Origin of the sequence: Pseudomonas sp. Pseusp88 (genome assembly GCF_047303955.1) — a bacterium.
Classification (GTDB): domain Bacteria; phylum Pseudomonadota; class Gammaproteobacteria; order Pseudomonadales; family Pseudomonadaceae; genus Aquipseudomonas.
On record NZ_JBGLYM010000006.1, the window covers coordinates 201,241 to 226,021 of the forward strand.

The following is a 24,781-nucleotide window of genomic DNA, read 5'->3' on the forward strand; positions in this document are numbered from 1 at the left end:
TATGAAAAACACTATCAATAATGTTTACGCTCAATATGCCTTGCTGGCCCTGGCGTTCATCGCCCTGCCTTTTGTGGTCGAGGCCATTCCGTTCCTCGGGCCGACCTGGGTGCGCATCCTCGGCTTTGCCATGCTCTATGTGTTACTGGCTTTGGGCCTGAATATCGTCATCGGTTACGCCGGTCTTTTGGACATGGGCTATATCGGGTTCTATGCCATCGGCGCTTACCTTTACGCCTTGCTGTCCTCGCCGCACCTGAACCTGGCGGGGTTGGCTGAAGGGGTACTTAACTGGCCGCTGTGGGTGATCATTCCGTTATCGGCAGTGGTAGCGGCGTTTTGCGGAGTGCTGATCGGGGCGCCGGTGCTCAAGCTGCGCGGCGACTACCTGGCCATCGTCACCCTGGGGTTCGGTGAAATTATCCGCATTTTTATGAATAACCTGGACCAACCGGTGAATATCACCAACGGTCCCCAGGGCATTGCCGGCATCGCGCCGCTGCATATCGACGGCGGTGCCTGGAGCTACGCCGCTGACCAGGCGCCCCACGCGATCCTGAGCTTGCAGAGCAAGTGGAGCCTGTTCGGCCTGCAGGTGTCGCCGGTGATCAGCTATTACCTGTTCTTCCTCGCCGTGGTGGTAATGGCGATCATCCTTTCCAAGCGTCTGGAAGTGTCACGCATCGGCCGCGCCTGGATGGCCTTGCGCGAGGACGAAGTGGCCGCCGAAGCCATGGGTCTGAACAAGCGCAACCTCAAGCTGCTGGCCTTTGCCATGGGTGCCACCTTTGGCGGGGTCTCCGGTGTGCTGTTCTCGGCTTATCAGGGGTTTGTCAGTCCGGAGTCTTTCACGCTGATGGAATCGATCATGGTCCTGGCCATGGTGGTGTTGGGTGGCATGGGCTCGATTCGCGGCGTGGTGCTGGGGGCGCTGATCCTGTCGGTGATGCCGGAAGTGTTTCGCGACCTGGTCAACTGGGTACAACCCTATGTGCTGGACAACGTGACCTTTATCAGTCGCGAAGTGCTGCGCAACGTCCTCGATGCTTCGACCCTGCGCATGCTGGTGTTCGGTCTGGCACTGATCCTGGTCATGCGTTTCCGTCCCGAAGGACTATGGCCGTCGAGTCGGCGCCGTGCCGAACTGCATGAGGACGAAAGTGAACCGTTGGTGCCCGCACCGGCACTGGACAGTACGGTTGGCCATCAGGAGTCGGCACCTGCCGGTTTCGGATTGAAAGAGGCGAATAAGGTATGAGCGACGTATTGTTGGAGCTGCGTTCGGTCAGCAAGTTTTTTGGAGGCCTCCAGGCTTTACATGGGATAGACCTGAGCATCAAGCGCGGCGAGATTCGCGGGTTGCTGGGTCCCAATGGCGCGGGCAAGACCACGCTGTTCAACGTATTGACTGGGTTGTATCGCGCTGAAGAAGGCAAGGTGACCTTTGACGGCAAGCCATTGCGCATCAACAAACCGCACAAGGTGGTGGAGGCAGGCATCTCCCGGACCTTCCAGAACATCCGCCTGTTCCACAATATGACGGCCCTGGAAAACGTCATGATCGGCCGGCATGTGCGCACCCAAAGCGGGGTGTTCGGTGCGATCCTGCGCACCCGTCGCTGTGTGCAGGAAGAGCGCGAGATCCACGAGGCGGCGCGCTACTGGCTCAATTATGTCGGCATTGCCCGCTTTGCCGACGAACTGGCGAAGAACCTTTCCTACGGTGATCAGCGCCGTCTGGAAATCGCTCGGGCACTGGCCACCGAACCGCTTTTGGTGGCCCTGGATGAGCCTGCGGCGGGAATGAACGCCTCGGAGACCGAGGGGCTGCGCCAGCTGATGTGCAAGATGAAGGCGGACGGCAAGACGGTGCTGCTGATCGAACACGATGTGAAACTGGTCATGGGCCTGTGCGATCACGTCACCGTGCTGGAATTCGGCAGGAAGATCGCCGATGGCCTGCCTGCGCAGGTGCAAAAAGATCCTCGGGTGATCGAGGCTTATCTGGGTTCGGAGACGGCATGAAAAATATCCTTCAGGTACAGGATCTCAAAGTGGCCTACGGGGCCATCCAGGCGATCAAGGGGCTGAACTTTCATGTCGGCGAAGGCGAGATGGTGGCCCTGATCGGCGCCAATGGCGCGGGCAAGACCACTACCCTCAAGACCCTGGCCGGGCTGCTGACACCGACCGTTGGGCAGATCACCTTCGACGGCAAGGTGCATTCGAAGATCAAGAGCTATGACCTGATCCGCGAAGGCCTGGCCCTGGTGCCGGAAGGCCGGGGAATCTTCCCCAAGCTGACGGTCCACGAAAACCTGGAAATGGGTGCCTTCTCCCGTACCGATGGCAAGACCGCCATCGAGGCCGACATCGAGCGCATGTTCGGCATTTTCCCTCGACTCAAGGAACGCGCCTTTCAACTGGCGGGCACCATGTCCGGGGGCGAGCAACAAATGCTGGCGATTTCCAGGGCGCTGATGGGCAAGCCCAAGCTGCTGTTGTTGGACGAACCATCCATGGGGCTGGCACCAATCATCGTCCAGAAAATATTCGAGACCATCCGCGAAGTGGTCAAGAGCGGAGTGACCCTGTTGCTGGTCGAGCAGAACGCCAAACTGGCCCTGCAAACCTGCCAGCGCGCCTATGTGATCGATGGCGGACGCATTGCTCTGGAAGGGCAGGCGGATGAGTTGCTGCATAACGAGCGGGTGCAAAAGGCGTATCTTGGCGAATAGTACGAACGTAAGCAGTGGACGATCGCGAATACGCCGCCTCGGTCTGATCCCGCTCATCATGAGCAAGCGCCAGCTCACACAGCTCTCGCGGAAACTGAGTGCACTCATTCGCCCAATCCCGAAAGGTAGAACGAAAGCCATGCCGAGTAATGTCAACATGCCCAAGCTTATGCAGCAGCGTACGTACGGCATTGGCGTGAATCACACCGCTTTTTCCCTGCCCAGGAAATAGATAAACCGAGTCAGTGCGATCTATGCCTCTCAGCATCTCTACCGTCTCAAGGGGAAGAGGAATACTGAACGGCTTCTTCATCTTCATGCGCTCCCCAGGAAGCGTCCAGATCGCCTTATCCAGATCAAACTCGGACCATTGGGCAAAGCGAACCATGTGAGATCTGGCGCCGGTCAGAATGAGCAGGCGGGTGGCCACAGCGTCGCGGCTGGGTATCCCCGCTAGCTTGCTCATCAACGGCGGCAGGTCGCGCCAGTGCATCGCCGGGAAATGCTGGCGCTGCCGGGCCTTTTTCTTTTCTGCTTTGCTCAGAAGATTATCCAAGTGGCCACGCCAGCGAGCCGGGTTGTCTCCTTCTCGCAGACGGCGAGCTTTGGCGGCGTCCAATATCTGTTCTATCTGGCCGCGTACTTCGTCGGCAGTGCGGGTCGTGGTTGCCCAAATAGGACGCAAGACCTTCAGGACGTGATCGGTTTGTATGGCATCAGCCGAGAGTTGGCCAATGGTGGGGAAGGCATACAGTTCGAGCTTGCGTAGCCAGCCTTTACGTCATATGTCTGACCAGCCAGCGCCATGCGCTTGCTGGTGCTGTGTTGCCAAGTCTTTGAGCGTAACGCTGCGCGCGGAGGCCTGTCGTTCAGCTTCGCGTTTCGATTCTCTCTGCGCGTCGCGGTCGGAGAGTGGGTCGGTGCCAGTGTTGAGGACTTTGCGTTGGTCCGCAGCTAGTTGGCGGGCTTGGCTGAAGGATACTGTGGGGAAAGGGCCCAGTTCCATTTCACGGCTTCGGCCTTCGAGGTTGTAGCGGAAGATCCAGCTCGAGGCGCCGCTTTTTGATACCTGAAAATAGAGCCCATCGCCGTCGTTGGTCTTCCCAGGCTCTGCGGCTTAGGCCAGTGACTCCACTGTCTTGCTTGTTAGCTTACCCACACTTCACCTCTCAACCGACCCACACCTTGACCCACACTTTGGAGGCGGATTTCAATGGTCGCCTGTAGATCTCCATAGACTGATAATACGTCTAGAGCCCCTAAATCATAGGGTTCGTGGGCCTTGATGGATTTCCGTGGCGCATTAAAAAGCCGGCTTGTGGCCGGCTTCTCGTGGGCAATCTTGGAATATTTTTGGTAAACCGCAATCGCCTGCAAAGGGTGCCCTGACGGGCGCTGTCTGGACGGGATCGGTGCATCACTGATGCCCGTTGTCGCAGCCGTCGCCGTGTGGGTGGCGGCTGCGTAAAACGTGGCGCGGATGATACTGGTGTTTGTCGTTAATGGACAGTGCTGAAATGTTACCGATCAGGGGAAAGACGCCTCCTGCCTGCGATTGAAGGTGGACCACCAGAAAATCCAGCCGATGATGCGTAGTTGCTGTTGTTCCAGGTGCTTGGCGTTGAGGTATTCGTCGGGGTATTCGTGGTGGTTGTGGCTGCGCAGGCGCAGGCCGCCGCCCGGGCGGCGGTAAAGATAGGCGATGCGCAGCATGCCGCTGTGTTCCACGGCGTACATTTCGCCATCGATAACGCGGGTCTGGCTGCGATCAATGCCGATCAGGGAGCCGTCCTGGATCTTGTCGGCCATATTGCGGCCGGTCATGGGCACGCAGAGGGTGTTGGCCATGTCGATGTTCATCGCCTGCAGGATGTATTGCGGCAGGCGGATTTTTTTGCCGGGGACGGGGACTATCACTTCTTCGTCCGGTTGGCGTTGGTAGTTGGGGTCGCGTTCTTTATAGAGTGGGATATCCGCGTCGCCGCGCATCAGGCCTCGGCCTTGATGCAGGTGCGCGTTGTCGCCGCCGGTGTTTTCGTTGGCGGATTCGCTGGGATGCTTGGGGCCTTCTCCGGTTTTCAGCCAGCGAGCGTTGACGGTCAGTAGTTCAGCCACCTCGTCCAGACGAGCCAATGGAATGCCACGCTTGAACCAGTTGTTCACGTGTTGCGGCGTGACCTTGCGGTTGGCGGCGAAGTCCGTTGCAGAGAGATGGCACTCCCGCAGGAGGGCACGTAGTCGATCACCTGATGTATTCATGGAGTGGGAGTTTACGAGGCTCTTTGCGCTGTTTAAATAAACATGGCGTTCAAATATGCGAGGTATCAAGTTGCAGTTCGATGCAAGGGACTACATGGTTTTTACTAAATTGTAGGAAGCTTCTGTAATTAGGGTGCGAGTGGTAAATAATTAAATTTGATAAGGCGTCGCACCTTCTGCATGGGACGCGATGTTTAAGGCGCTTGTTGTCCTGCTGCAAGTTTCAACAATTGTTTATTGAAAGTGCATTGTTTCCTTTTTGCAGGCAATGCGGGAACCGGGTTATGCGCGTGGTTTTGGTCTGGTGTAGACACAGGAGGAGAAGTGATGCAGAGGGGATGGCACCTTCGGAGCGCTCATGGCGAGCGGCTCCGAGGGTTTGTAGCGGGTATCAGCCCTTGTAGGCGGCTACCGATTTCATGATCTCGGCGCGGGCGGCGTCAGCGTTGCCCCAACCATCGATCTTCACCCATTTGCCTTTTTCGAGATCCTTATAGTTCTCGAAGAAGTGCTTGATCTGCTCCAGCAGCAGTGGCGGCAGGTCGGTGTACTCTTTGACGTCGACATACAGTTGCGACAGTTTGTCGTGTGGTACTGCGATAACCTTGGCATCGCCGCCGCCGTCGTCGGTCATGTTCAGGATGCCGACCGGACGGGCGCGGATCACCGAACCTGGAGTGACCGGGTAAGGAGTCACGACCAACACGTCGAGGGGGTCACCGTCGTCGGCCAGGGTGTTGGGGATGAAGCCATAGTTGGCCGGGTAGAACATCGGGGTGGCCATGAAGCGATCAACGAACAGGCAATCGGATTCTTTGTCGATTTCGTATTTGATCGGCGCGTGGTTGGCCGGAATTTCGATCGCGACGTAGATGTCGTTCGGCAGGTCTTTGCCAGCCGGAATCTTGCTGTAGCTCATTGGGCATTGCCCCCTTAGTTTGACCAGACAGGTTTCGGCTGATTAAGCCAAAAAGTGGGCCGGATTATAGGCATATTCCACGGGCGTTGCCATGCGCGACGTTAGTCCCTAGACGTTGGTAGCGTCGAGGTTACGGGGCAGTGCGTTCAGGCGGGCCAGGGTGTCCTGGCGATAGAAGGCGCTCAATTGGGCGTAGACCTCTGGATAAGCGGTCATCAGCAAGTCGGGGGCGCTGAAGAAGTATTCGCTGGTGACGGCGAAGAATTCCGCCGGGTTTTCCGCAGCGTAGGGGTCGATGGCCGTTTCGCTGTCGGGATCATGGTCGAGTTGGCGGTTGAGGTCGTCGTAGGCGCTTTGCATGGCGTCAGCCCAGTCGCTGGTGCGCATATCTCGGTGCAATGGCGGCAGGCCGTTGGCGTCGCCATTGAGCATGTCGAGCTTGTGCGCTAGCTCGTGGATCACCAGATTGTAGCCGTCCCAGCCGCCGCTGCTGAGTACGCCAGGCCAGGCCAGGATCACCGGGCCTTGCAGCCAGGCTTCGCCGCTGTGTTCGCCATCCCATTCGTGTTCGATGCCGCTGGTGTCGCGGTGGCGCTGGGGGCTGAGGAAGTCGTCCGGGTACAGGACGATTTCATGAAAGCCCTGATACCAGTTGAGGTCGCCAAGGTTGAGCAGCGGCAGTTGCGCCTGGGCGGCGAGGAACAGGCGTTGCTCGTCGTCCAGCTCGACGCCGGGCAAGGTGGTGAGTTGTTTGGCGTGAAGGAACAGCACGCTGCTGTCACGCAGCCAGCCGTCCTGTTCGGCGCTCAGGCCGTCGAGGATCGGCAGACGTTCGCGTACCCGTTGCCACAGTAGCGGGGCAACGGGGTGTCTGGCCAGCGTGCGTCGTCGCCGCCAGTCGCGCAGCGACCACATGCCTTAACGGGCTTCGGCGGTGCGGGACATACGGCTGCGGATAAAGCCGATGATCATCGGCAGCAGCGATATGAGGATAATGGCCAGGACCAGGAAGGTCAGGTTTTTCTTGATGAACGGGATATTGCCGAAGAAGTAGCCCAGGGTGACCAGGCTGCCGACCCAGAGTATCGAGCCCAGCACGCTGAAGCCAAGGAAGCGCGGGTAGGACATGCGCCCGACACCGGCGACGAACGGCGCGAAGGTGCGGATGATCGGCAGGAAGCGCGCCAGGGTTACGGTCTTGCCGCCATGGCGGTCGTAGAACTCGTGGGTGCGGGTCAGGTAGTCGCGACGGAAGATTTTCGAGTTGGGGTTGCTGAACAATTTTTCGCCAGCGGTACGACCGATGATGTAGTTGGTGCTGTCACCCAGGACCGCCGCCAGCATGAGCAGGCCGCCGAGCAGCACCGGGTCCATGCCGCCACCAGCTGCCACGGCGCCGGCGATGAACAGCAGGGAGTCGCCGGGCAGGAAGGGCGTCACTACCAGGCCGGTCTCGCAGAAGATCACCAGAAACAGGATCGCGTAGACCCAGGTGCCGTATTGGTTGACCAGCATGTCGAGGTACACATCGAGATGCAGGATAAGGTCGAGGGGGTTGAAATCCATAGGGGGCACCTGTGTTGATAGCCCGTACCGGGCCGTGCGCTGAGAAAGTACTACAGGGAAGTGGGCGACATTATAGGGGGAGAATATGTGAAGGGGTGGTCGGTAATTGTGTAATGCAATGTAAGACTTCTGTGGGACCGGCTTTGCCGGGAAGACGGTATGGCAGACGATGAAACTATATCGATTCTGCCCACGCCTTCCCGGCTAAAGCCGGTCCCACATTGGTTCTGTGTTTGCTGCGCGATAACGTGGTGTCGCGCCAGTATCTACAAAAAACTCATTCCCATTCAGAGAGTGGCGTCATTCATTGATCGGCAACACATAGTTCTTGAATTGAGTATCTTCCTTGAAACCAATCGATTCATAGACCTTTTGTGCTACTTCGTTATTGCTACTGGTGGAGACCCGCATGCGCACGGCGTGGGATTGCTTGGCCATTTTCTTGGCCTGCTTCATCAGGTGATCGGCGACCAGTTGGCGGCGGGCGTCTTCGGCGACGTAGATATCGTTGAGAATCCACACTCGTTTGAGCGACAGCGAGGAATAGCTTGGGTACAACTGGCAAAAGCCCAGCAGCTTGTTGTCGTCATCGTCCGGCAAGGCCAGATAGATCACCGATTCTTCTCGGCGCAGGCGCTTTTCCAGGAAGCTGCGGGACGAGTCCGGATAAGGCAGTTCGCCGTAAAATTCGCGGTACTTGACGAACAGGGGGGTCAGCAAGTCCAGGTGGTCGAGCGTGGCTTGAATGATCCGCATGGTAGGGCCTCAACTTCTCTGTGGGCGTTTTCGCGATGCTGCCCAATGGCTTTAGAAAGCGCAATCTAATGCTTGATCCGATGGCACCGCGAGCAGGAAATTACCACGACTGCCATCGGCGGGCGTGGCGCTGTCCAGTGTGTACGGTTGCGCTTCATTCTTGAGGTGCACGCCGGAGAGTTGTCGGCGCCAAGCCTCGCGCATCAGGTAAAGCAAGCGATGTGCCGCCATGGCATAACTCAGGCCGATTTTTGCAGCATAGGTGAAATACAGGCCCAGGCAGTCCGGCGAACTGAGGCCGGGGCGTTCGCCGATCAGGATCACCACCATTTTCGCGGCGAGCAGCTCGCCGATTTCGTCGGCGAGCGTCAGAAATAACAATGGCCCCCGAAGGAGCCATTGGTTTCAAGCCGCAGGACTTATCAGAAGAAGCCCAGCGGATTGGTGTCGTAGCTCACCAGCAGGTTTTTGGTCTGTTGGTAATGTTCCAGCGCGATCTTGTGGGTTTCGCGGCCGACGCCGGACTTCTTGTAGCCACCGAACGCGGCATGGGCCGGGTAAAGGTGGTAGCAGTTGGTCCATACACGACCGGCCTTGATGGCGCGACCGACGCGCCAGGCGCGGTTGATGTCGCGGGTCCACAGGCCGGCACCCAGGCCGAACTCAGTGTCGTTGGCGATGGCCACGGCTTCGGCTTCGTCCTTGAAGGTGGTGACGCTGACCACCGGGCCGAAGATTTCTTCCTGGAACACGCGCATCTTGTTGTTGCCTTTGAGCAGCGTCGGCTGGATGTAGTAGCCGGTTGCCAGGTCGCCTTCCAGTTTCTCGACCTTGCCGCCGGTCAACAGCTCGGCACCTTCGCCCTGAGCGATTTCCAGGTAGGAAAGGATTTTGTCGAACTGTTGCTGCGAGGCCTGGGCGCCGACCATGGTGTCGGTATCCAGCGGGTCGCCGCGTTTGATTTTCAGAACCTTCTTCATCACCGCTTCCATGAACTGCGGGTAGATGGATTCCTGAACCAGTGCGCGGGACGGGCAGGTGCAGACTTCACCCTGGTTAAAGAAGGCCAGTACCACGCCTTCAGCGGCTTTCTCGATGAACTCGGGTTCGGCGCTCATGATGTCTTCGAAGAAGATGTTCGGCGATTTGCCGCCCAGTTCCACGGTGGACGGGATGATGTTTTCCGCCGCCAGTTTCATGATGTGCGAGCCGACCGGGGTCGAGCCGGTAAAGGCGATCTTGGCGATGCGCTTGCTGCTGGCCAGGGCTTCGCCGGCTTCACGGCCGTAACCTTGCACGACGTTGAGCACGCCCGGTGGCAGCAGGTCGCCGATCAGTTCCATCAGCACGCTGATGCCCAGCGGGGTCTGCTCGGCGGGTTTGAGCACGATGCAGTTGCCGGCAGCCAGGGCTGGCGCAAGTTTCCAGGCGGCCATCAGCAGCGGAAAGTTCCACGGGATGATCTGGCCGACCACGCCCAGTGGCTCGTGAATGTGATAGGCCACAGTGTTGCCGTCGATTTCTGCGGCGCTGCCTTCCTGGGCGCGCAATACGCCAGCGAAGTAGCGGAAATGGTCAACGGCCAGGGGGATATCGGCGTTGAGGGTTTCACGCACGGCCTTGCCGTTGTCCCAGGTCTCGGTGATGGCCAGTAGTTCCAGGTTGGCTTCGATGCGGTCGGCGATTTTCAGCAGGACCAGCGAACGCGCCTGGACGGAGGTCTGGCCCCAGGCCTCGGCCGCAGCATGGGCGGCATCGAGGGCTTTTTCGACGTCTTCGGCAGTAGAGCGAGGAAATTGCGCAATCAGCTTGCCGTTGACCGGAGAGGTGTTCTCGAAGTACTGGCCTTTGACCGGCGCAACGAATTCGCCGCCGATGTAGTTGCCGTACTGGGTCTTGAAGGTAACGAGGGAGCCTTCAGTGCCGGGATGGGCATAACGCATGTTGATATCTCCTGATTCTTATTGTTTAAGGGGGATAGCTGAGGCATAGCGGTACGACTACGCGCAATTGGCGCTTGCCAAAGCGTAGAGCAAAGGCCGGGCCACTGCCGGGAACAGCCGTATTTTCAAGGGTTTTATCGACTGTCGCGGCTGCATGAGCACAGCGTTGTCGCGAGCCTGACACAGCCATCGGTGACACTTTGTACCGTTAATGGCACAGCCTGTGACTCATCGGTCAGCGCACATTGCAATGCGCGGCGCCGTGGAGGATGCTGGGCGGCAACTCCTCGGGAGAATAATAAAAAGTGCACAGCAATCACCTGACCCGCCACGCTCAGCAAGTCCTCACGGTTGCCCAGGGCAAGGCCCATGTGACCGGCCCCGGTAGCGATCCTTCGATTGCCCGCTCCTGGCTGCGCTGCCTGGAGGACTATCACCTCGACCCCGCTCACGCCAATGCTCCCACCGTGCTCGAACATGAACGCGTGCTGGAAAGCCGCGGGCGGCTGCATCAGGTCCTGCAGATAGCCGGAGGCGAGATGACCAGCCTGCATCAGCAGTTGTCCGGCGGCCACGCCGTGCTGCTGACCGATGCCCGCGGGGTCATTCTCAACTGTGTGACCGCACCTGCCGAGCGCGGTATTTTCGAGCGCGCCGGGCTGTGGCTGGGCGCCGACTGGAGCGAGGCGTGCGAGGGCACTAATGGCATCGGTACCTGCCTGGTGGAGCGTCAGTCCCTGACCATTCATCGCGACGAGCACTTTCGTGGCCGTCATACTGGCCTGACCTGCTCAGCCAGCCCGGTGTTCGATCCCCACGGCGATCTGCTGGCAGTCCTGGATGTATCGTCGGCACGTCAGGATGTTTCCCGGCAGAGTCAGTTCCACACCATGGCTCTGGTCAATCTGTCGGCCAAGGTGATTGAAAGCAGTTATTTCCTCAGCCACTGTGACGATCAGTGGCTGCTGCGTTTCCACCTCCAGGCCGAGTCCGTGGGGCTGTTCAGCGAAGGGCTGCTGGCGTTCGACGGGGAGGGGCGGATCACCGCGCTGAATCAGAGCGCTATCAATCTGCTCGGCCTGGGGCGCAGCCATGTGCTGGGCCAGTCGGTGGAGCGTTACTTCGACTGTTCACTGGATCAACTGCTGTCCCGCGCCAGTGCCGAGGCCCTGGCCTGTTGGGCTTTGCGGACTCGCGACGGTCGCGGCTTCCATGCTTCCCTGCGCGCTCCGGCTGCCACTGCGCCTGCGGCCTATGCGCCAATTCTGGCCAAGCCAGTGCTGGCTCCCGTCCGTCCTCCGATTGGTATTTGCCTGGAAGACGCCGCCCTGCAAACGGCGTTTCGCCGCTCACTGCGGGTGTTTGAGCGAGATGTGCCGCTGTTGGTCAATGGCGAAACCGGTTCAGGCAAGGAAGCCTTCGCCAAGGCAGTGCATCAAGCCAGCCTGCGCAACGACAAACCCTTCGTTGCGCTCAACTGTGCGGCCATCCCGGAAAGCCTGATCGAGAGCGAGCTGTTCGGTTATCGCGGCGGCAGTTTTACCGGTGCACGCAAGGAGGGCATGCGCGGCAAGTTGCAGCAGGCCGACGGTGGCACGCTGTTTCTCGATGAGATTGGCGATATGCCACTGGCGTTGCAGACCCGCCTGTTGCGGGTACTCGAGGAGCGTATGGTGGTGCCTATCGGCGGCGAAGCCCAGGCGGTGGATGTACGTATTATCAGCGCGACCCACCGTAATTTGCTCGAGCGGGTCGGCGATGGCAGTTTTCGCGAAGACCTTTATTACCGTCTCAATGGCCTTGAAGTTGCCTTGCCACCGCTGCGCGAGCGCAGTGACAAGTCCGGGTTGCTGGATTTTCTGCTGGCGCAGGAAGCGCGCGGGCAGGTGGTCAGCCTCGACGATCCGGCACGGCAGGCGCTGCTGAGTTTCAACTGGCCGGGTAATGTCCGGCAGTTGCGTACCGTACTGCGCACCTTGACTGCCTTGAGCGAGGACGGTCGCATTGGTCTGGATGATCTCCCCGCAAATATTCGTCAGGACCGCGTTGCTCCGGTATGCGCCGCAGCGAGTGACAGCCCTCTCGAGGAGGCCGAGCGCAGCGCCTTGCTCGCGGTACTGGAGAGCCAGCGCTGGCACATGACCCATTGCGCCCGTGAGCTTGGCATCAGCCGCAATACCTTGTACCGCAAGCTGCGCAAGCATGGGATCGAGCGTTGAGGCGACGATCGGGGAGCGATTTCTGCTAACCTGCGCCCATGTTTTCAGGGGTTGGTCATGCATATTCATATCCTCGGTATTTGCGGCACGTTCATGGGTTCGCTGGCGGTGCTCGCCAAAGAGTTGGGCCATAAAGTCACCGGCTCCGACGCCAACGTCTATCCGCCCATGAGCACACAGTTGCAGGCGCAGGGCATTGAGCTGACCCAGGGCTACGATGCCGCCCAGCTCGATCCGGCGCCGGACCTGGTGGTCATCGGCAATGCCCTGTCCCGTGGCAACCCGGCGGTGGAATACGTGCTGAACAAGGGCCTGCCCTACGTTTCCGGCCCACAGTGGCTGGCCGATCATGTCCTGCAAGGGCGCTGGGTGCTGGCCGTCGCCGGTACTCACGGCAAGACCACCACCAGCAGCATGCTGGCCTGGGTGCTGGAGCATGCGGGTATGAGCCCCGGCTTCCTGATCGGCGGCGTGCCGCAGAACTTCGCGGTGTCGGCCCGTCTCGGCGGTACGCCGTTCTTCGTGGTCGAGGCTGATGAGTACGACAGCGCCTTCTTCGACAAGCGCTCCAAGTTCGTCCACTACCGTCCGCGCACAGCGATCCTTAATAATCTTGAGTTCGATCATGCGGACATCTTCCCGGATCTGCCAGCGATCGAGCGGCAATTCCACCATTTGGTACGGACCATTCCGAGCGAAGGCCTGGTAATTCATCCGACCACTGAGCCCGCGCTGGCGCGAGTCATTCAGATGGGTTGCTGGACCCCGGTACAAACCACCGGTCAAGGCGGCCAGTGGCAGGCGCGCCTGCTCAGCGAAGACGGCTCGCGCTTTGAAGTGCTGTTCGATGGTCAGGTGCAAGGCACGGTCGAGTGGGACATGACCGGTCAGCATAACGTCGCCAACGCCCTGGCGACCCTGGCAGCGGCGCGGCATGTCGGTGTCGTGGCGGCATTGGGTATCGAAGCCCTGAGCGCTTTCAAGAGCGTCAAACGGCGTATGGAGAAGGTCGCCGAAGTACACGGCATCACCATTTACGACGACTTCGCCCATCACCCGACGGCCATTGCCACGACTCTGGATGGCCTGCGCAAGAAGATCGGCGATGCACCGCTGATTGCGATCATCGAGCCGCGCTCCAATTCCATGAAGCTCGGCGCCCATCGCGATGGCTTGCCGCAAAGTGTGCAGCAGGCTGATCAGGTGGTCTGGTATGCCCCGGCCAATCTGGGCTGGGATCTGGGCGCCACGGCGGCGCTTTGCTCGGTGCCTGCGGTGGTCTGCGACTCTCTGGAGGCGATCATTGCCCGGGTTAAAAGCCAGGCGCAGCCGGGGACTCACGTGGTTATCATGAGCAACGGCGGCTTCGGCGGCCTGCACGGCAAGCTGGCCGAGGCGCTGCAATGATTGGCATGAACGGTCCCGAGCGCATCACCCTGGCCATGACCGGCGCATCGGGGGCACAGTACGGCCTGCGCCTGCTCGACTGCCTGGTGCGGGAAGATCGCGAAGTGCACTTCCTCATTTCCAAGGCGGCGCAGTTGGTCATGGCCACCGAGACTGACGTCCGCCTGCCGCCCAAGTCGAGCATGATGCAGGCCTTCCTCACCGAGTATACGGGCGCGGCACCGGGGCAGATTCGTGTGTATGGCCGCGATGACTGGATGTCGCCGGTGGCCTCCGGCTCCGGTTCGCCAGCGGCCATGGTGGTGGTGCCTTGTTCTACCGGTACGCTGTCGGCGATTGCCACGGGTGCCTGCAATAACCTGATCGAGCGAGCGGCGGATGTCACCCTCAAGGAGCGCCGCCAGCTGATTCTGGTGCCTCGCGAGGCGCCGTATTCCAGTATTCATCTGGAAAACATGCTCAAGCTGTCGAATATGGGCGCAGTGATCCTGCCGGCATCCCCCGGCTTTTATCACCAGCCGCAGACCATCGATGACCTGATCGACTTCGTTGTCGCCCGGGTGCTCAACCTGCTGAATATCCCTCAGGACATGCTGCCGCGCTGGGGCGAGCGCCATTTCGGCACCGATGAATAGGCTGTTGCTGGCCGCGCTGATGCTGACGACGGCGGGTTGCGCCAGCGTCAGCACCCTGGATGCGGCCAAACCGGGAGCGCCAGTGGTTTACTCGGGCACGCGCCTGGATCTGTATGCCTTGCAGGGCGGTTGCTGTGCCAAGGACCGTTTTGGCGCCGAAGCCCCACGCTACCCGGCTCTGGACCTGCCGGCGAGCGCCCTGCTCGATACCTTGCTGCTGCCATTGTCGTTGCTGACGGTGTTGGGGGTGGGGTTTCAGGCGAGTGGGGGGTTGTAACTCACTGTATTGTTGTGCCGGATGTGATGTAAGGCAAACTCTGTGGGAGCGAATTTATTGGCGAAGAGGCCGGTATGTCCGATGCACTTCTATCGTCTGGAATACCGCTTTCGCGAATGAATTCGCTCCTGCATTTTCCTGCACGAAGCGAATTTATTTCCCCAACCTGCGCAACTCATCCGACTCGACAATCCGCACGCCTTCCTGTTCTTCCAGCGCCAGGCGCCACAGCGCCCGGGCAAGATGGCAGGCTTCGATGGCGCCGTACTTGCCGGGAATCAGTTTGGCGATGGGCGCAGCCAGCTGTTCGGCCCAGCGAGTTTCGCTACGGTTGCCGATCAGTAGTGAGGGGCGGGCGATGGTCAGTTGCGGCCAGTCCTGATCCTTGAGCGCCTTTTCCATTTCACCTTTGACCTGGCTGTAGAACACGCTGGATTCAGGATCGGCGTTCACCGCGCTGATCACCAACAGATGCCGTGCACCCAGTTCGCGGGCGCGTTTGCCGAAGGCCACGACCATATCCAGATCGATGGCGCGAAAGGCTTCCTGTGAACCGGCCTGCTTGATGGTACTGCCCAGGCAGCAGAAGGCGATATCGACCTGGCCGTGCAACCCGGGCAGCAGGTCGGCCAGTTCGCCAACGGGGTTTTCCAGGTGAGAGTGCTCGGCCAGGGGGCGACGGGTCGGGGCCAGCACGCGGCTGACCGTGGGTTCGCTGAGCAGGCGGTCGAGCAGATGTTCACCGGTCAGACCAGTGGCTCCTGCGAGCAGGATATATTGTGGCGTCAAGTACATAGGCATTCTCCTTGCGTTACATCTTAGACTTTCGGCGCCTTAGTGACTCGCGGTGTTTTTCGCTTCCTTGCGCACCATCGTTGTTGTGTTCAGGGCCCGTTCAGCCTGGGTCTTGCGCAGCAACTGCCAGTGCGCGATTACGCCTTTTGGCGCCCAGATCTGCGGTTCGGACGCTTCAAAGTTGTCGGCGATCTCGCGCTTGGCCACCTCGGCCCTGGCTTCATTGAACGCTTGTTGCAGGTCATCTGTTTCGACCAGCGCCTTGGCGAATAGTGCGTCGCCAAAGTAGGTGAAGTCGGCTTCTTCGGAGCAGCCGAAGGAAACGCGGTCAGCCCGGGACGCAGTGATCACCGCAGTGCGTTCGTCTTTGAGGGCTGGAATGAAACCACCGGAGTAGCAGGCCGAGATCACTATGACCTTGTCGCGGTTCTTCAGCGGGGCCATGACGGCGGCCAGGTCGTTGGCGGGCAGGTCGGCCAATTCCAGACGCGGCTGGTCGAGAACCAGTTGATGGTCGTGGGTACCGTGGCTGGTCAGGTAGATGAACACCAGGTCTTCCGGGCCGGTGCGCATGGCCAGGGTCTGGATGGCGCGGCTGATGTTCTCGCGGGTGGCCATGGGCCGGTCACTCATATGATCGCGATGGTTGACCAGGGTGATCTGGCCGGTGGCGCCGAAGCGAGAGGCCAGCAGGTTATTGACGTAGTCCGCTTCGCGCATGAACACGCTCTGCTTGCCGTCACCCCCCACCACCAGACTGTACAGTTCCACCGCCGGGGTGGACACCGGCACGGCGGCCAAGGCTTTTTCCAATAACGGGCCTTGGGCCAGGATACCTTCTTCCAACGGGTCAGGCAGCAGCTTGCCGAGGCCGTCACGCACGCGCTGGCCGTTGGCCCAAGTGCCGCCCTGGACGCTGCCGTCAGCGCCGATCAGCACACCCTGGCCGTCGTACGCATCGTCATCGAACTCGCCAATATAAAGGCTGCCATCGGCGAGTTGCAGGCGGCCTTCGCCGGAATAGCGCCAGTTATTGAACTGGCCGACGTAGTGGCTGCCATCTGCGCCGATCAACTCGCCCTTGCCGTTGAGCGCGCCATCCTTGAACTGGCCGACCCAGACGTCTCCGTCGCTGTTTTCGTAGCGGCCTTTGCCATTGAGCTGGTTGTTGTGGAAACCGCCAGCGTATTGGTCGCCATCGGCGCTGTTGAAGTTGCCGTTGCCTTCCAGCTGGCCGTTGACGAATTTGCCGCTGAACTGATTACCGCTGCCATCGCTGCGCTGGCCTTCGCCGTTGGGCTTGCCATGGGCAAACAGGCCCTGATACTGACTGCCGTCCTCCAGTTCCAGGCGACCAAGGCCGTCGTACTGGTCGGCCTTGAACGCGCCCCGGTAGGTCAGGCCGCGTTCTTTGAGGGTGCCTTCGCCATCGCGGCGGCCCTGTTTGAAACCGCCGACGTAACTGCCGGTGCCGGTGGTCAGGGTGCCCTGGCCGTCGAACAGACCGTTGAGGAAGCTGCCCTTATAGATGTCGCCGTTGCTCGCATGCCACTCGCCCTGACCATGCCACTGGCCATTCTGGAACTGGCCGGCGTACCAACTGCCATTGGGGTAGTCGACCCGACCCTTGCCTTGCAGCAGGCCATTGACCACGTCGCCGCGATAGCGGCCACCGTCAGGCAGGCGTGCGTCAGGCGGGGATAGCGGTTCGCCATCACCACAGGCAGCAATCAGAAGGGTCAGAGCGAGTGGAACAAGCGCGCGCATGTCGGATCCCGAAAAATGTAATTCAGGCGCGATCGAGCCAGTTGCTCAATCACAGCCGGAGGGGAGTATGCCGCAGCGAGGAAGAGGGACGAAACAGTCAGAACCGACTGTTTCGTGTTTTAAGGGTGTTACACGAAGCACAACGAGAGGGGTTCAGCGATGAACGCAGGTTTGTCCTGGCCTTCGATTTCCAGTGTTGCAGTGGCTTTGAGCAGCCATTGGCCGGGCTTTTTCTCGGTAACTTCGGTCAGCTCGACTTTTAGACGAACGCGCGAGTCAACTTTCACCGGCTGGATGAAGCGCACGCTGTCCAGGCCGTAATTGACCACCATTTTCAGGCCTTCGGGCAGAACCAGCAGGTTCTCCATCAGTTGCGGAATCAGCGACAGTGACAGAAAACCGTGGGCGATGGTGCCGCCAAACGGTGTCTGTGCGGCCTTGACCGGGTCAACGTGAATGAACTGGTGATCGCCGGTGGCTTCGGCAAACAGGTTGATGCGTTCCTGATCGATGGTCAGCCATTCGGAACATCCCAGTTCCTTGCCGATATAGTCCTTGAGCGCTGCTGCAGGTACGTAGGGCATTGATCTCTCCATGGGGTGCGTTTGTTTTTATTGGAACGCCCGCTTGACGGTTGCGGGCGATACCCAAGATCAGCACGCGGACGGCAGTTGGTCAAGGTCGCTTGGCTATGCGAATGGCTAACAATAGGCAGCGCGCGGGCGTGCTTATAATGGGCCGCGAATTTGCCGGAGTTCTTTTTATGTTGCTACGGGGTCTTACCTGGCTGGTGCTGTTCCAATTGCTGGGCACTGCACTGAACCACCTGTTTTTGTCGATTCTGCCGGGGCCGATCATTGGCCTGGTCTTGCTGCTGGGCTACCTGATGGTGCGCGGAGAAGTCAGTGAGCCCGTCAGTGTCGCGGCAAGCAGCCTGCTGCGTTATCTGCCGCTGCTGCTGGTGCCACCTGCCGTGGGCATCATGATTTATGCCACCGCCATCGCGGAAAACTTCTGGGCCATCGTCGGCTCGTTGGTGCTGTCTCTGGTGATTTCCCTGACCTTCGTCGGCTGGCTCATGCAAAAACTCATCGATCGCCGGGCTGAACATCATGAATCTTGACTGGCAGGGCGCCTGGGCGTCGGTGATCCATCATCCATTGTTCGGCATCGCCCTGACCCTGGGCGCCTATCAATTGGCGATGGCCTGCTACGAGAAAACCCGTTGGGTGTTCTTTCAGCCGGTGCTGGCCTCGATGTCGGTGGTGATCATCATGCTGGTCAGTTGCGGGCTGGAATACGCCGAGTACCGCAAGAGCACGGAAATCCTCGGCATTCTACTGGGGCCGGCGACTGTTGCGCTGGCCGTGCCGCTCTATCTGAATCTGCGGCGCATTCGGCAGTTATTCTGGCCCATTTTGACTACGCTGGTGGTGGGTGGGGTGTTTGCCACGGGGCTATGCCTGCTGATCGGCTGGCTTCTGGGGGCCAATCACATGATCCTGATGACCATGGCGCCCAAGTCGGTGACGTCACCCATCGCCATGCTGGTGGCCGAACAGATGGGCGGTGTCGCAGCGCTGGCGGCGGTGTTCGTCTTGATTACCGGCGTGATCGGCGCGATATTCGGCCCGGCCTTGTTGTCCTGGGCCGGTGTGCATAGCCATGCCGCACGGGGTATGGCGCTGGGTCTGACCGCTCATGCGGTGGGTACTTCCGTGGCCTTGCAGGAAGGTGAGGAGTGTGGCGCCTTCGCCGCCCTGGCGATGAGCCTGATGGGGGTCGCCACGGCGTTGTTTCTGCCATTGACCGTGTCTTTGCTTGTTTAAGGGTTTGTATATGACGTTGCCGCTTTTGCCGCTGTTTCCACTCAATGCTGTGTTGTTTCCGGGGTGTGTGCTCGATCTGCAATTGTTCGAGGCGCGCTATCTGGACATGATCGGCCGCTGCATGAAGCAGGGCGAAGGGTTCGGCGTGGTCTGCATCACCGAAGGCAGCGAAGTGGGCGAATTGCCTGCAGGCTTCTCGCAGATTGGCTGTGAGGCGCTGGTCACCGATTTCCAGCAGCAGGACAACGGCCTGCTGGGTATCCGGGTCATGGGCGGGCGGCGCTTTCGCGTGCACAGTGCCCAGGTGCAGCGTGACAAGTCACTGATCGCTCAGGTGCAATGGCTTGAAGAGCCCGAAGAGCAGCCGCTACAGGAAGAGGATGCCGACCTGCTGGCGTTGCTCACTGCACTGGCCGAGCATCCCATGGTCGCGGCTCTGAATATGGGGCTCAACGCCAGCGGCCAGCAGTCGCTGAGCAATCAGCTGGCCTACCTGCTGCCGTTCAGTGAGGACGACAAGGTCGACCTGCTGGGCATCGACGACCCCGAAGAGCGCCTTGACGCTATCCAGGAACTGCTCGACGAGATGCAGGGCGATCTTCAGCCCTGAGCCTCGTACTGATAGCGCGCCAGCGCATGAGGCAGTTCCAGTGCGCCGCAGATAGCGAACAGCGCCAGCAACAGCGGCAGAATCAGCCACCAGACGCGAATGGGCATTGCCGGCAGTGAAGCCTTGCGCTGGATGATGGCCAGGCTGGTGGCACAAGTGAAGAACGCCAGCAGCATCCCCGCCAGTACGTCAGTCGGCCAATGCACACCGAGATAGACCCGAGACATGGCAATTGACGCCGCCGGAATGCAGCCCAGCAGCAGCCAGGTCAGGCGCAGACGGGTCGGCTGGCCGCGTCCGGCCAGTACCGCCAGACTCATGAACAGCGCGAACGCCGCCGAAGAGTGGCCGCTGGGCATGCTGTAGGTCGTCAGCGGCTCAAGCAGCACCTCCGGCCGGGCCCGGGCAAAATGCATTTTCATTGCCCCGTTGCACGCTGCTGCACCGATAGTGGCGCCGGCGGCGAACAGCAGGTGGCGCCATTGCCGGGCCATGGCCAGGGCTGCCACCAGCAGGGCACCGGCGACGAACTGGGTACGAAAGTCGCCCAGACGGGTCACAATCACCACGAACATCTGTGCAACATCGCTGCGGTGCTCCTGCACCAGGGTCATCAGGCCCTGGTCGAATTGGGGCAGGTAAGGCCAGCCGAGGAATACCGCCAGCAGCAAAATCAGGCTGATCAGGGCAATCAGCGGCGTGGAGTAGCGCTTGTTACGCAGGCTTGCCTGAATGCTCAGGCCCAGCAAAACCGCCAGGCCGGCACCGACAACCGCCGCCTGGGTCCAGAAACCCTCCGGCAGCGGCAAGCGTACGGCAGCCCCGGCGGCCCAGCCGGGAATCAGGTAGACCATGGCCCAGCCTGCTGCTGCAATCATGCTGACGCCGATAAAGCGTGGGAAAGGCATGTCGAACATGCCAGCGACCATGGGCAGCATGGGGCGCAACGGCCCGATAAAACGCCCGACCAGCAGGCTGGCAATGCCGTAACGCTGGAAATAACTCTCGGCGCCACCGATCCATTCCGGATGATGGCGCAGGCCCGGCAGGCGGCGGATGTTCTGGTGGAAGTAGCGGCCGACAAAGTAAGACACGACGTCGCCGGTCAGGCCGCCGAGGAAGCCCAGCAACAGGACTTCCTGCAAGGGCAGCACGCCATTGCCCGCCAGCGCCGCGAAGGCGAACAGCAGGATAGTGCCAGGTACGATGATCCCGGCAATGGCCAGGCATTCGGTGAAGCAGACCAGGAAAATCGCCACGGTCAGCCATGCAGGGTTGGCCGCCAGCCAGGTGGTGATGCTGTCGAGCCATGGCCCCATGGATCAGTTTCCTTGATCGATTAAAAAGTAGTCGCGACCTTCGACCTGACCGCGCCGCAGCGGGTTCCGCGTGCAGAAGGCTGCGTGGCTGGCATCGACGAAGCGATACATCAGGTGCTCGTCACGGCCTGCCGGGATGCCCAGGCGTGTGGTCTGAATAATGCCTGTGGGCTTGAGCCCGACATCCTCGACATACAGCCGTTCGAGGTCGAAGCGCCGGGCGTCCCAGTCCGGCACCTTCAGGCCCAGGGCCTTGCACAGCAGGGTCTGACCGGCGCACAGCCGTTGTGGCGTACGCAGCGCGCCACTGGCATCGGGGTTGTTCAATCGCATCTGCGCCAGGCTATTGGCATCCGACAGGGCGTCGACCCGGGGGTAGGCGGATTTGATCAGCACGGCATTGCCCGGCCCTTCGGCGCTGAAATTCAACGAGTCGCCTCCGCGGGCGTAGTACATATAGATGTGGCCACCGTCGAGAAACAATGCTTTGCGTTTCTCGGTATAGCCCAGCGAGGCGTGGCTGCCACGTTCGGCGCAGTAATAGGCTTCGGTTTCGATGATGCGGGCCGACAGCCACAGCTCGCCGACCTTGTGACGGATGACCTTGCCCAGCAGGTCCCGGGCCAGGATCTGGGCATCGCGATTGAAGAACGCATCGGGAAGGGCGGTGGGCATGACGGTCTTTGTCTGGGAGGACGGGATCGCGATCTTACCAAGGGCTGACTTAATTGCAGCTGAATCGCGCTGCGACATGCTTTTACAAGTTGTTTCGACCATCCGCCTGTCTGCGCTGTCGTTAGTCACGCTTGACAGCTATAATCAGCCGCTTTCCTCTTTGCCAAGACCTCTGAGACCATGACTGAGTCCGTTCTTGACTACATGACCCGCCTGGGCCGTGCTGCCCGCGAGGCTTCCCGTGTCATCGGCCGTGCCAGCACCGCGCAGAAGAACCGCGCCCTGCTCGCCACCGCTGCCGCCCTGGATGCAGCCCGCGAGCAGTTGTCTGCCGCCAACGAGCAGGACCTGGCCGCCGGTCGCGCCAATGGTCTGGAAGCGGCGATGCTGGAACGCCTGAGCCTGACCCCCGTACGCATCGACAAGATGATCGAAGGGCTGCGTCAGGTGGCGAATCTGCCAGACCCCATCGGCTCGATCCGTGACATGAATTTCCAGCCGTCCGGTATTCAGGTCGGCAAGATGCGCGTACCGCTGGGTGTGGTTGGCATCATCTATGAGTCGCGTCCTAACGTAACCATCGATGCCGCCAGTCTGTGCCTGAAATCGGGTAACGCCACCATCCTGCGTGGCGGATCCGAGGCCATCCATTCCAATCGTGCCATTGCTGCGTGCATCGAGCGCGGCCTGGCTGAAGCCGGTCTGCCGCCTGCGGTGGTACAGGTGGTCGAAACCACCGATCGCGCGGCGGTCGGCGCGCTGATCACCATGCCTGAATACGTCGACGTGATTGTCCCGCGAGGCGGCAAGGGCCTGATCGAACGGGTCAGTCGCGACGCCCGGGTGCCGGTAATCAAGCATCTGGATGGCATCTGCCATGTCTACGTCAGCGCCCATGCCGACCTGAGCAGCGCCCAGCGTATCTGTTTCAACGCCAAGACCTACCGCTACGGTATCTGCGGGGCGATGGAAACCCTGCTGGTGGACCAGACCATTGCGCCGGATTTCCTGCCGCAGATGGCGGCCCAGTTCCGCGAAAAAGGCGTCGAACTGCGCGGTTGCGAGCGTACCCGGGACATAATCGATGTCATTGCGGCCACAGAGGAAGACTGGCACACCGAGTATCTGGACGCGATCCTGTCGATCCGTATCGTGACCGGTCTGGACCAGGCTATCGAACATATCAATCACTATGGGTCGCACCACAGTGATGCCATTGTTTCCGACCATCAGGGCCAGACTCGCCGTTTCATGGCTGAAGTCGACTCCAGTTCGGTGATGATCAACGCTCCGACCAGCTTCGCCGATGGCTTCGAATACGGTCTGGGTGCCGAGATCGGCATTTCTACTGATAAGCTGCACGCCCGCGGCCCGGTAGGGCTGGAAGGCCTGACCTGCGAGAAGTACATCGTCATTGGCGATGGCCAGCAGTTGCGCGGACAGGAGCCAGCCTGACTTGAGCGAGCCCGGAAAGCCCCGACGCATTGGCATGCTCGGTGGCACCTTTGATCCGGTGCATATCGGACACCTGCGGGGCGCGCTGGAAGTGGCTGCCCTGCTTGAACTCGATGAGTTGCGCCTGACGCCCAGCGCCCGGCCACCCCATCGCGATACCCCCAGCGTTTCGGCGCAGGACCGTCTGGCGATGGTCCAGTGCGCAGTCGCCGGGGTTGCACCGCTGACGGTGGATGATCGCGAGCTGCGTCGCGACAAGCCGTCGTACACCATCGACACCCTGGAATCGATGCGGGCCGAGTTGGCCGCAGAGGACCAGTTATTCCTGTTGCTGGGTTGGGATGCCTTTTGCGGGCTGCCGACCTGGCATCGTTGGGAAGCCCTGCTGGAGCACTGCCATATCGTGGTGCTGCAGCGCCCGGACGCCGACAGCGAGTCGCCCGACGCCATGCGCAACCTGCTGGCGGCGCGCGCCGTCAGCGATCCGAAGGCCCTTAAAGGGCCGGGCGGACACATTACATTCGTCTGGCAGACGCCGCTTTCGGTGTCTGCCACCCAGATCCGCCAACTGCTGGCCAGCGGTAAGTCGGTACGTTTTCTGGTGCCAGACGCGGTACTGGCCTACATCGATGCACACGGGCTGTACCGTGCGCCGAACACTGATGGGACGACCTGAGTACGCTTTTTCGACTAGCGTTCAGGCTTTCCACATAAATGAGTTGAATGAGTTTTATATGACAAAGCAAAAAATCTCCGTTTCCGGCGAAGAGCTGGTTGAACTGACCAAAGCAGCTCTGGAAGACGTCAAGGCCCAGGACATCCTGGTCATCGACGTCAAGGACAAGCACAGCCTGACCGACTACATGGTCATCGCCACCGGTACTTCGAACCGCCAGATCAATGCGATGCTCGACAAGGTCCGCGAAAACGTCAAGGCCAAGGGCGCACAGCCTCTGGGCGAAGAAGGCAAGGGCGAAAGCGACTGGGTACTGCTGGATCTGGGCGACGTGATCGTGCACATGATGACCGCCGCAGCACGTCAGTTCTACGACCTGGAACGCCTGTGGCAAGGTGCCGAGCAAAGCCGTGCAGCCAGCGGCGCGCATCACACACCTGGTAACGAATAAGGCATACGACCGTGCGACTGCGTCTGATCGCCGTCGGCTCCCGCATGCCCAAGTGGGTGGAAGAAGGCTGGCATGAATATGCCAAGCGTCTGCCATCCGAGCTGGCACTGGACCTGGTGGAAATTCCGCTCAATACCCGTGGCAAGAACGCCGACGTGGCCCGCCTGATCCGTCAGGAAGGTGAAGCCATGCTGGCCAAGGTGCAGCCGGGGGAGCGGATCGTCACGCTGGAAGTCAACGGCAAGCCCTGGAGCACCGAGCAACTGGCGGCGGAACTCGATCGCTGGCGCCTGGATTCGCGTACGGTCAACCTGATGGTCGGCGGCCCCGAGGGGCTGGCGCCGGAAGTCTGTGCCCGTAGTGAACAGCGCTGGTCGTTGTCGCCGCTGACCTTGCCGCATCCGCTGGTACGTATTCTGATTGGCGAACAGATCTACCGCGCCTGGACCGTTCTGTCCGGGCACCCTTACCACAAATAGCCTGCG

Annotated in this window: 25 protein-coding genes and 2 pseudogenes; 14 read left to right on the forward strand and 13 right to left on the reverse strand. The window is 60.4% G+C overall.

Translation table 11 applies throughout. From position 1 onward, the window contains the following. Position 1: 1 nt before the first annotated feature. The 3 genes from ACCD02_RS10670 to ACCD02_RS10680 are packed head-to-tail and all read left to right on the forward strand — an operon-like array spanning position 2 to position 2,738. Positions 2-1,258 carry an ABC transporter permease subunit gene (locus ACCD02_RS10670; RefSeq protein WP_413301140.1) on the forward strand — a complete coding sequence of 419 codons (1,257 nt, stop codon included), beginning with the start codon at positions 2-4 and terminating at the stop codon, positions 1,256-1,258. Further along, positions 1,255-2,025 (forward strand): ABC transporter ATP-binding protein, encoded by a 771-nt coding sequence (locus ACCD02_RS10675; protein ID WP_413301142.1) that lies wholly within the window; start codon positions 1,255-1,257, stop codon positions 2,023-2,025. Before ACCD02_RS10670 ends, ACCD02_RS10675 begins: the two co-directional genes overlap by 4 nt. Then, complete coding sequence (locus ACCD02_RS10680; RefSeq protein WP_413301144.1) at positions 2,022-2,738, forward strand: ABC transporter ATP-binding protein; 717 nt, start codon at positions 2,022-2,024, stop codon at positions 2,736-2,738. The genes ACCD02_RS10675 and ACCD02_RS10680 overlap by 4 nt, the downstream gene beginning before the upstream one ends. A 19-nt stretch (positions 2,739-2,757) precedes the next feature. On the opposite strand, the pseudogene ACCD02_RS10685 reads toward ACCD02_RS10680, so the two are convergent. The 8 genes and pseudogenes from ACCD02_RS10685 to ACCD02_RS10720 all read right to left on the reverse strand — a co-directional run. After that, positions 2,758-3,897 (reverse strand): annotated as a pseudogene (locus ACCD02_RS10685) (tyrosine-type recombinase/integrase); the annotation flags it as partial. A gap of 368 nt (positions 3,898-4,265) precedes the next feature. Further along, positions 4,266-4,997: a LexA family transcriptional regulator gene (locus tag ACCD02_RS10690; RefSeq protein ID WP_413301146.1), complete on the reverse strand. Its 732-nt coding sequence runs from the start codon at positions 4,995-4,997 to the stop codon at positions 4,266-4,268. Between the two features lie 391 nt (positions 4,998-5,388). Further along, entirely contained in the window at positions 5,389-5,916 is a 528-nt protein-coding gene (gene ppa, locus ACCD02_RS10695) for an inorganic diphosphatase (RefSeq protein ID WP_259104673.1), read from the reverse strand. Positions 5,917-6,024: 108 nt separating this feature from the next. After that, positions 6,025-6,831, reverse strand: a complete 807-nt coding sequence (locus tag ACCD02_RS10700) for a zinc-dependent peptidase (RefSeq protein ID WP_413301148.1) — start codon at positions 6,829-6,831, stop codon at positions 6,025-6,027. A 3-nt stretch (positions 6,832-6,834) separates the two neighbouring features. After that, positions 6,835-7,482 carry a DedA family protein gene (locus ACCD02_RS10705; RefSeq protein ID WP_413301150.1) on the reverse strand — a complete coding sequence of 216 codons (648 nt, stop codon included), beginning with the start codon at positions 7,480-7,482 and terminating at the stop codon, positions 6,835-6,837. Positions 7,483-7,782: 300 nt separating this feature from the next. Continuing rightward, positions 7,783-8,238 (reverse strand): N-acetyltransferase family protein, encoded by a 456-nt coding sequence (locus tag ACCD02_RS10710; protein WP_413301152.1) that lies wholly within the window; start codon positions 8,236-8,238, stop codon positions 7,783-7,785. Positions 8,239-8,289: 51 nt separating this feature from the next. Beyond that, positions 8,290-8,610: pseudogene (locus tag ACCD02_RS10715) on the reverse strand (ethanolamine ammonia-lyase light chain EutC); the annotation flags it as partial. 50 nt (positions 8,611-8,660) lie between these two features. Next, entirely contained in the window at positions 8,661-10,181 is a 1,521-nt protein-coding gene (locus ACCD02_RS10720) for an aldehyde dehydrogenase family protein (RefSeq protein ID WP_413301154.1), read from the reverse strand. A gap of 305 nt (positions 10,182-10,486) precedes the next feature. Between ACCD02_RS10720 and ACCD02_RS10725 the strand changes: the two genes are divergently transcribed. Genes ACCD02_RS10725 through ACCD02_RS10740 form a run of 4 tightly spaced genes read left to right on the forward strand, consistent with a single transcriptional unit; the run spans position 10,487 to position 14,719 of the window. Beyond that, a complete protein-coding gene (locus ACCD02_RS10725) occupies positions 10,487-12,400 on the forward strand; it encodes a sigma-54-dependent Fis family transcriptional regulator (protein WP_413301156.1) in 1,914 nt (637 codons plus the stop codon). 57 nt (positions 12,401-12,457) lie between these two features. Next, entirely contained in the window at positions 12,458-13,807 is a 1,350-nt protein-coding gene (gene mpl / locus ACCD02_RS10730) for a UDP-N-acetylmuramate:L-alanyl-gamma-D-glutamyl-meso-diaminopimelate ligase (protein ID WP_413301158.1), read from the forward strand. A gap of 5 nt (positions 13,808-13,812) precedes the next feature. Then, the gene (ubiX, locus tag ACCD02_RS10735) at positions 13,813-14,442 is read left to right on the forward strand and encodes a flavin prenyltransferase UbiX (RefSeq protein ID WP_413301361.1); all 630 of its coding nucleotides are present in this window, start codon (positions 13,813-13,815) and stop codon (positions 14,440-14,442) included. Continuing rightward, positions 14,435-14,719, forward strand: coding sequence for a YceK/YidQ family lipoprotein (locus ACCD02_RS10740; protein WP_413301160.1), 285 nt, complete (start codon positions 14,435-14,437; stop codon positions 14,717-14,719). The genes ubiX and ACCD02_RS10740 overlap by 8 nt, the downstream gene beginning before the upstream one ends. 153 nt (positions 14,720-14,872) lie before the next feature. Here the strand turns inward: ACCD02_RS10740 and ACCD02_RS10745 are convergent, their stop codons facing one another. The 3 genes from ACCD02_RS10745 to ACCD02_RS10755 all read right to left on the reverse strand — a co-directional run bounded on the left by ACCD02_RS10745 (position 14,873) and on the right by ACCD02_RS10755 (position 17,865). Next, positions 14,873-15,514, reverse strand: a complete 642-nt coding sequence (locus tag ACCD02_RS10745; RefSeq protein WP_413301162.1) for an oxidoreductase — start codon at positions 15,512-15,514, stop codon at positions 14,873-14,875. A gap of 39 nt (positions 15,515-15,553) precedes the next feature. Further along, a complete protein-coding gene (locus ACCD02_RS10750; protein ID WP_413301164.1) occupies positions 15,554-17,281 on the reverse strand; it encodes a C13 family peptidase in 1,728 nt (575 codons plus the stop codon). Between the two features lie 128 nt (positions 17,282-17,409). After that, entirely contained in the window at positions 17,410-17,865 is a 456-nt protein-coding gene (locus ACCD02_RS10755) for a MaoC family dehydratase (protein WP_413301166.1), read from the reverse strand. 179 nt (positions 17,866-18,044) lie between these two features. Here ACCD02_RS10755 and ACCD02_RS10760 point away from each other — a divergent pair, with 179 nt between their 5' ends. Genes ACCD02_RS10760 through ACCD02_RS10770 form a run of 3 tightly spaced genes read left to right on the forward strand, consistent with a single transcriptional unit; the run spans position 18,045 to position 19,720 of the window. After that, positions 18,045-18,404 (forward strand): CidA/LrgA family protein, encoded by a 360-nt coding sequence (locus ACCD02_RS10760; RefSeq protein ID WP_413301168.1) that lies wholly within the window; start codon positions 18,045-18,047, stop codon positions 18,402-18,404. Continuing rightward, positions 18,394-19,110 (forward strand): LrgB family protein, encoded by a 717-nt coding sequence (locus ACCD02_RS10765; RefSeq protein ID WP_413301170.1) that lies wholly within the window; start codon positions 18,394-18,396, stop codon positions 19,108-19,110. Before ACCD02_RS10760 ends, ACCD02_RS10765 begins: the two co-directional genes overlap by 11 nt. Positions 19,111-19,120: 10 nt before the next feature. Continuing rightward, on the forward strand, positions 19,121-19,720 hold the full coding sequence (locus ACCD02_RS10770) for an LON peptidase substrate-binding domain-containing protein (RefSeq protein WP_413301172.1): 600 nt from the start codon (positions 19,121-19,123) through the stop codon (positions 19,718-19,720). Here ACCD02_RS10770 and ACCD02_RS10775 read toward each other — a convergent pair. After that, a complete protein-coding gene (locus ACCD02_RS10775) occupies positions 19,711-21,039 on the reverse strand; it encodes a bifunctional DedA family/phosphatase PAP2 family protein (protein ID WP_413301174.1) in 1,329 nt (442 codons plus the stop codon). The genes ACCD02_RS10770 and ACCD02_RS10775 overlap by 10 nt on opposite strands. 3 nt (positions 21,040-21,042) lie before the next feature. Further along, positions 21,043-21,714: a DNA-3-methyladenine glycosylase gene (locus ACCD02_RS10780; RefSeq protein ID WP_413301176.1), complete on the reverse strand. Its 672-nt coding sequence runs from the start codon at positions 21,712-21,714 to the stop codon at positions 21,043-21,045. A gap of 180 nt (positions 21,715-21,894) precedes the next feature. On the opposite strand from ACCD02_RS10780, the gene ACCD02_RS10785 reads away from it, so the two are divergent. Genes ACCD02_RS10785 through rlmH form a run of 4 tightly spaced genes read left to right on the forward strand, consistent with a single transcriptional unit; the run spans position 21,895 to position 24,775 of the window. Beyond that, a complete protein-coding gene (locus ACCD02_RS10785; protein WP_413301178.1) occupies positions 21,895-23,169 on the forward strand; it encodes a glutamate-5-semialdehyde dehydrogenase in 1,275 nt (424 codons plus the stop codon). Further along, complete coding sequence (nadD, locus tag ACCD02_RS10790; protein WP_413301180.1) at positions 23,135-23,845, forward strand: nicotinate-nucleotide adenylyltransferase; 711 nt, start codon at positions 23,135-23,137, stop codon at positions 23,843-23,845. Before ACCD02_RS10785 ends, nadD begins: the two co-directional genes overlap by 35 nt. A gap of 58 nt (positions 23,846-23,903) precedes the next feature. Beyond that, complete coding sequence (gene rsfS / locus ACCD02_RS10795; RefSeq protein WP_081569285.1) at positions 23,904-24,296, forward strand: ribosome silencing factor; 393 nt, start codon at positions 23,904-23,906, stop codon at positions 24,294-24,296. An 11-nt stretch (positions 24,297-24,307) separates the two neighbouring features. Beyond that, entirely contained in the window at positions 24,308-24,775 is a 468-nt protein-coding gene (gene rlmH, locus ACCD02_RS10800; protein WP_259104695.1) for a 23S rRNA (pseudouridine(1915)-N(3))-methyltransferase RlmH, read from the forward strand. Positions 24,776-24,781 lie beyond the last annotated feature (6 nt).